Origin of the sequence: Pseudonocardia sp. (assembly GCF_029263155.1) — a bacterium.
Taxonomy (GTDB): Bacteria; Actinomycetota; Actinomycetes; order Mycobacteriales; family Pseudonocardiaceae; genus Pseudonocardia.
This window is the reverse complement of the sequence record NZ_JAJCYB010000046.1, coordinates 124855-131908: the sequence shown is the minus strand read 5'-3', so window position 1 is coordinate 131908 and position 7054 is coordinate 124855. Positions and strand designations below refer to the sequence as shown.

The following is a 7054-nucleotide window of genomic DNA, read 5'->3' as shown; positions in this document are numbered from 1 at the left end:
CTCGCCGGCGCTCAGGACAAACTCGCCCAGATCGACCGCCGCGCCCGCCCGGCGACCGTCGACCTCGGTATCCCGCCGATCACCACGAGCGGCTGAACGCACACGCCCGCAACGAGCCTCTGAAGATCAAGTTCAGAGAATACGGGATGACCATCCGCACCTGTGTGCCGGCGGACCCGCAGTCCAAGGGCGGCAGCGAGGCGACGGTGCGGATCGCAAAGGCCGACCTCGTCCCCACGAGCGCGAACCTGCTGCAGGAGTACCGGACGTTCTCCCAGCTCGAGACGGCCTGTCGGGAGTTCTGCGAGCAGGTCAACACGCGCCCGCACCGGGAGACCCGCCGCCCACCGGTCCAGGCGCTGGCCGAGGAACGCAAAACACGGCGACGACCTGGTCATCACCGCCGTCGGCAAGCACGGGCCGGGCGAGGTCGCCCGGCATGCTCGGTCCACGCCCGGGACACCCTCGATCCGGGCGGAGCACTACCCGCCGTCCACTGCCGCGGCGAACGCCGCCGGGGAACGGGTGCCCCGGGCTACCAGCGCCGCGGAGACCGAGTTCCTCGCCCTCGGACCGGGCGCGACGTCCTGGCTGGTCGAGGCAGCCGGCAGCGGTGCGCGCGGGGTCCGGCGCAAGATAGCCGAGGCCGTCGCGCTGGCCAAGCTGCACCGGCCCGGCGAGGTCGACCGCGCCCTCGGGACCGCCGCGGTCGCGGGCCGGTTCGCCGAGAACGATGTGCTGCGCATCCTCCCCACCAGGCCGGACGCGACATCAACAAGCCCACCACCAGGGCCAGTCAGACCCGGGGAAGCTCATCGACGCGATGCCGATGGCCGACGTGTCATCGGTGATCACATGGCTCGTGTCGGACGAGGCGAAGTGGGTCACCGGCGTGACCCTCCCCGTGGACGCGGGCTACCTCCTCAAGTGAGGCGACAGATCGGGGGCCGCCCGGCCCCCTACCTGCTCAACCGTGGGAGGGCGACGACATCCGGCCGGGCCACGGCATCGCCACGGCCTTCCCGCCCCCGCCGTTCAACCGCTCGCTGCGCAGCTCCCCACGCCGGACCTTGCCCGCATCGCTCCGCAGAGGATGGTCGACGTACTCCACACTGCGGGGAACCTTATAGGCGATGAGGCGCTCCCGGAGGAAGGTCGCCAGCTCCTCGGGGGGAATTTCCCGCGGATCGGCCTCGACCACGGCGTGCACCACATTGCCGCGGTCGTCGTCGGGCAGCCCGATGACCGCCGCCGACCGAACCGCCGGGTGCTCCAGGATCGCCGCCTCCACCTCCGCCGGATAGACGTTGACCCCGCCGCTGAGGACCATGTCCTGGAGCCGGTCCGCCATGTACAGGTAGCCCTCGCCGTCGAACCAGCCGACGTCGCCGAGGGACTCCCAGCCATCCTCGGACGATCGGGCCTCGGCACCGACGTAGCGGTACATCGGTGCCGAGCGTGCCTGGTCACCCCGCAGCCACACCTCACCGCGCTCACCGGTGTCGAGCGGTTCGCCCCGCTCGTTCCCGACCCGCATCTGACCGACGACCACCCGCCCGACCGATCCCGGGCGCTCGAGCCACTCGGACCCGGTAATCAGGGTGACCGCCTGCTGCTCGGCGGCCGAGTAGATCTCGACGATCCGCTCCGGCCCCAGCCAGTCGATCCAGCGGCGCTTCAGCCAGGCCGGGCAGGGCTCGGCCATGTGCCACACCGACTCCAGGGACGACAGGTCGTACCGGAGCCGGGCCTCGTCGTCCAGGTCGATGATCCTCTTCATCATCGTCGGCACGCTGTAGAGCACGTCGGCCCCGAACTCCTCGACGGCCGCGAGCGTGCGCTCCGGGTCGAACCGCTCCAGCGCGACGACGAGGCTGCCCGCGATCAACGCCTCGCACGCCCACAGCACCGGACCGTTGTGATGGAGCGGGCCGGGCACCACGACCACACCGCCGTCGCGGAAGCCCCGGCCCCACATCCTCGGAACACCGGGGTCGAACAGTGCCGGGTCTCCCGAGACGATCAGCTTGGGGCGCCCCGTCGACCCGCCCGAGGTCGCGATCTTCCATGCGGGCGAGACCACGTCCGGGAGCTCCGGCACGGGGCTGCCGTCGAGGCGCGCCCGGTGGTCCACCGCCACATGGGGATTCCCCGCCACACCTGCCGACCCACGGCCGATCACGGCCCGCGGCGCCGCCAGAGCGACGATCGCCTCCAGCTCGGCCCGGGGAAGCTGCTCGGAGACCGCCTGCGGGATCGCTCCCGCCTTCCAGCACGCCACGTACGCGACGAACCACTCCACACAGTTCGGCAGGGCCACCGTAACGACGTCGCCGACCACGACCCCGTGCGCGAGGAGCCGGTGGGCGAGCCGGGTGCCGGCCTCGTCCAGCTGGGCCCGGGTGAGCGAGTCCGGTCCGCAGACCACCGCGAGCCGGTCGGGATCGGCGACGGTCAGGTCGGAGAGCCGCCGAGGGTAGGACACAGTGCTCATGATCGGTTCTCACCTTCGGTGTGACGGACGGAGATCCACGACCTCAACGCGGCGAGGTCTGCAGCAAGCTGATCGGGTCGGTCGTCCGCGACGTGCTCGATCAACGCGAAGCGGTCGCGGCCCCACGACCCGGGCTCCCGACAGTGCCGCAGGATCTCGCGCCACAGGTCCTGCCACGCGACGAGCGGGTAGCGGTCCTCGTAGCTGCGCCACGCGAAAAGGTGCACGTGCGACACCCGGGCCGCCACCGACCGGAACTCGGCGACCAGGTCCGCCACCGACCCCGGCCCGTCCGGCTGCCAGTACAGGAAGAAGTGCGGGTCGTCGATCTGCCGCGACAACGCCACGGCGGACTCGGCCGTCGCGGTGATGGTCCGGCGGTGGTACTCCAGCGACGCCGTGAAGCCCCGACCGGTGATCAGCGGGACGATCGCGCGCACGCCGTCCACGACCCGTCGGCGCTCGTCCGACGCCGCGTCCGGGGTGATCCCGAGCTCTCCCCAGATCCGGATGTTGCCGACGCCCAGCGCCTCGGCCACGTCCAGGACGGGGTCCAGCCGGTGGACCACGTCGGCGGTGCCGGCCTGCAGGTATGTTCCGTAGGAGACGCACTCGATGCCCGCGTCGCGGCACCGCTCGGCGAGCCGCCGGGCACCGGCCGCGTCACCCGGCGGGACGTGCACGTCGGCTCCCCACTCGATGCCCGCCGCGCCGCTGTTCTCGGCGAGACGTAACACCTCGTCGGTGGACAGCTGCCGCACCGCGATGGAACAGAACCCCGGCCGGACCGCGACCGGCTCCGGTATCCCGTCTGCCACGTGCTACCCCTGTTCCCCGGCGGGTTGCGGCACGGCCGTTCCGGTCCCGGCATCGATCGGCGGGTAGTGGCAGGCAGTGAAGTGCCCGGGATACACCTCCCGGACCTGCGGTTCCTCCTCGGAGCAGCGCGACCGGGCTGCGGGGCACCGGGTACGGAAACGGCAGCCGCTCGGTGGAGCGATCGGTGAGGGCAGCTGACCCTCGACCAGCGGCACCGGCCGCCGTTCGTGGTCCGGGTCGGCGACCGGGATGGCCGAAAGCAGCGCCGTGGTGTAGTGGTGCGCCGGGCGTGCGTACACGGCCTCGGCCGGTCCGACCTCACACACCTTGCCCAGGTACATCACCATGACCCGATCGCTGATGTTCTTCACCACGGCCAGATCGTGTGCGATGAACACCAGCGTCAGGCGGTAGCGCGCCTTCATGTCCTCGAGCAGGTTCAGGATCTGCGCCTGCACCGACACGTCGAGGGCCGAGACCGGTTCGTCGCAGATGACCAGCTTCGGATCCAGCACGAGCGCACGGGCGATCGAGATCCGTTGGCACTGACCGCCGGAGAACTGGTGCCGCCGACGTGACACCGCGGTGTCGGGGTCGAGGCCAACCGCGGCCAGTACCTCCCGCACCTTCTCCGCCCGGCCGTCGGCGTTCCCGCGCCGCCAGATCCGCAGCGCCTCGACCACGATGTCCCCGACCCGGCGCCGGGGGTTGAGCGACGACACCGGGTCCTGGAAGATCATCTGGAGGCGGGGCCGCACGCGCCGCAGGTCCTGGCCCCGCAACGAGGTGAGCTCCTGTCCCTCGAAGACCACCGATCCCGAGGTCGGTCGGCGCAGCTGCATCACCGCCCACCCGGTGGTGGACTTGCCGCAGCCGGACTCGCCGACGATGCCGAGCGTCTCGCCCTCCTGGACATCGAAGCTGACGCCGGACACCGCGTGCAACGTTCGGCCACCTGCCGAGGGGAACTCGACGACCAGGTCCTGCACCCTCAGCAGCGCGTCCTCCCGCAGGTGCGCCGTACCGCTGCCCGCCATCAGATCACCGCCGACGGCATCGGAACGCGGTCCGCGACGCGATCATGAACGTTCCCCTGCGGCCCTGCCCGTTCCACCCCGGTACCCAGCGGGAACCAGCAGCGATAGCGGTGGCCGGATCCCACGTCGTCCACCAGCGGCGGTTCGTCCTGCCGGCACCGGTCCTGCGCCGACGGGCAGCGCGGCGCGAACCGGCAGCCCGGTGGACGGTCGAGGAGGTCGGGCGGTCGGCCGGCGATGGCCGCCAACCGCGTGTGGCTCGGGTCGTGGATCCGGGGGATCGACCGCATCAGCGCGTCCGTGTAGGGCATCCGCGGCGATCGGAACACCGACCGCGCCGGACCCTGCTCCACGATCTGCCCGGCGTACATCACCGCAATGTCGTCGGCTCGACCTGCGACGACTCCGAGGTCGTGGGTCACCAGGATCATCGCCATGGACCGTGCGGACTGCTGCTGTTGGAGCAGGTCGAGGATCTGGCTCTGCACCGTGACGTCCAGTGCCGTCGTCGGCTCGTCGGCGATGAGCAGCCGTGGGCTGCAGACCAGCGCGATCGCGATCCCGATCCGCTGCCGCATACCGCCCGAGAGCTGGTGCGGGTACTCGCGCGCGCGCCGCTCCGGTTCGGGGATCCGGACGGACCGCATGAGTTCGACGGCCGCATCGTCCGCCGCCGACCTCGTCATCCGGCGATGCACGCGCAGGACCTCGGTGATCTGACGGCCCACCCGCACGACCGGGTTCAGCGAGGTCATCGGGTCCTGGAAGACCATCGACATCTCGGTGCCCCAGATCCGCCGCAGCTCGGAGGGCGGCAGCTGGTCCATCCGCAGACCGTGGAACAGCACCCGGCCGCTGCGCTCGATACCGGCGCGGGGCAGCAGCCCCATGATCGAGCGAGCGAGCATCGTCTTGCCCGATCCGGACTCCCCGACGATGCCCAGTGTCCTGCCCTGCTCGAGCTGGAGGTCGATGTCGTCGACCACCCACGCGGTGCCAGCCGAGGAGCGGAATCCAGTACGCAGTTCCTCGACCCGCAGAACCGGACCCGATTCCCCCGGCACCGGATCGTCGGTGCCCGCGTCGCCGGCCACCGTCACCCGGCCGGCCGCGATGGGAGAGTCCTTCATGGTGCCCACCGTCCTATCTCGCAAGCCACATGCGGTCGAAGAGAGGGCAGGTGTCGGTCACCGAGGTGTAGCCCTGCACGGCGTCGTTCATGTTCAGCACCTGGACGTACTGCGACCAGATGATGGCGGGCTGGTCCGCGATGATCACCCTGGCCACGTCCTGGTAGATCGTGCGGCGCTCATCCGGGTCCTGGGTCGCCCGCGCGGCCGCCAGCAGCTCGTCGACGGCAGGGTTGCAGTACTTGATGTAGTTCCGCGCCGATCCGCACTGGTAGGTGTCGGACAGGCTCGGCTCGGGCGAGACGAACGGCCGGTACAGACTGAACATCTGGTAGTCGCCGCCCGGCAGGCCCGCGACGTACGCCGTGCCGTCGAGGATCTGGATGTCGACCACCAGGTTGCGGTATCCGGCCAGCTGCGACTGCACGGCCTCGGCCGACTGCCTGTCCGGAGCGTCGAAGGTGATGGTGAAGGTGAGGGGTGCACCGTTAGTCGCCGCGTACTCGTCGAACATGCGCTGCGCCGCCTCCCGGTCGAACTGCGGCCAGGCCAGGGCGGGATCGAAGAGCTCCGACGACGTGGCGAAGAACGGCCCCGGTGCCAGGTCGGCGTTCTGAAAGCGGATGTCGTTGAGCGTCCCGTAGTCCAGCGCGGATGCCACCGCCTTGCGCGCGAGACCGTCGTCGAACGGCGCCCTCGCGTTGTTCAGCGCCAGCAGCCGGCCTCCGCTCTGGTCGGTCAGCTGGGTGACGACACCGGGAGTCTGCTTGGCCTGTTCCAGATACTGAGGTGTGGACAGGTCCAACTCCGCCTGTCCGGCGGCCAGTGTCTGGAACCTCTGCTGGGCGTCCGCGACCGTACGGATCTCCACCTCATCCAGGTAGGGGTAGGGCGCGTTCCAGTAGGCGGGATTGCGCTCCAGGGTCATGGTCCCGTTCTTGACCCACTGCTTGAGGACGAAGGGACCGGCACCGACGGGCTGGTTCCCGAAGGCCTCGGCGTCGGCCCGGATCGCCGTCGGGGACCCGATGAGGGTCAGCGGCGATCCGGCGACGAACGACGGGAAGGTGCTATTGGGCTGCTTGAGCACGACGGTGACGGTGAGGGGACCCTCGACGGCGATCGAGTCGATCTTGGACGCGGTGTCGAGACTGCCGGCGGCGTTCTGTGGGTCACGCAGCCGGTCCCAGTTGAACGTGACCGCCTCGGCGTCGTACGGCGTGCCGTCGGTGAAGGTGATGTCGGGCTTCAGCGTGAGTGTCCACCGCAGGTTGTCGTCCGAGGTGAAGGACTCCGCGGTCTGCATCACCACCTCGCCGGTCGCCCCGTCCGCGTAGACGAGAGCGTCGAAGATCGGCAGCGCCCGCACGGCCTCGTAGTTCTGGCTGTTGATGACCGTGAGCCGCAACGGGTCGAGGCTCTTGACGTCGAACGCCGTCAGGTAGGAGACCGATCCCCCGCTCCGGGGCTCGCCGGCTGCCGGTGCCGATCCGGCGTCGGGGGGTGCGCCGCCACCGCACCCCGCGAGGGCGAGCGCGACGACGGCGATCAGGACGGCGAATGTTCCGCGCATG

The 7054-nt window shown here is 70.4% G+C and carries 5 protein-coding genes and 1 pseudogene; 1 reads left to right on the top strand and 5 read right to left on the bottom strand.

The features are described 5' to 3' along the window. Positions 1–134: 134 nt before the first annotated feature. Positions 135–750, top strand: a pseudogene (locus Q1K26_RS09685) (IS21 family transposase); the annotation flags it as partial. Between the two features lie 217 nt (positions 751–967). Here the strand turns inward: Q1K26_RS09685 and Q1K26_RS09680 are convergent. Genes Q1K26_RS09680 through Q1K26_RS09660 form a run of 5 tightly spaced genes read right to left on the bottom strand, consistent with a single transcriptional unit; the run spans position 968 to position 7053 of the window. After that, positions 968–2494, bottom strand: a complete 1527-nt coding sequence (locus Q1K26_RS09680; protein ID WP_300009261.1) for an AMP-binding protein — start codon at positions 2492–2494, stop codon at positions 968–970. Beyond that, positions 2491–3312 (bottom strand): TIM barrel protein, encoded by an 822-nt coding sequence (locus Q1K26_RS09675; RefSeq protein ID WP_300009259.1) that lies wholly within the window; start codon positions 3310–3312, stop codon positions 2491–2493. Before Q1K26_RS09675 ends, Q1K26_RS09680 begins: the two co-directional genes overlap by 4 nt. A 3-nt stretch (positions 3313–3315) precedes the next feature. Beyond that, a complete protein-coding gene (locus Q1K26_RS09670) occupies positions 3316–4350 on the bottom strand; it encodes an oligopeptide/dipeptide ABC transporter ATP-binding protein (protein WP_300009257.1) in 1035 nt (344 codons plus the stop codon). Then, positions 4350–5480 (bottom strand): ABC transporter ATP-binding protein, encoded by a 1131-nt coding sequence (locus Q1K26_RS09665; RefSeq protein WP_300009255.1) that lies wholly within the window; start codon positions 5478–5480, stop codon positions 4350–4352. Before Q1K26_RS09665 ends, Q1K26_RS09670 begins: the two co-directional genes overlap by 1 nt. Before the next feature lie 13 nt (positions 5481–5493). Then, positions 5494–7053, bottom strand: coding sequence for an ABC transporter substrate-binding protein (locus tag Q1K26_RS09660; RefSeq protein WP_300009254.1), 1560 nt, complete (start codon positions 7051–7053; stop codon positions 5494–5496). Position 7054 lies beyond the last annotated feature (1 nt).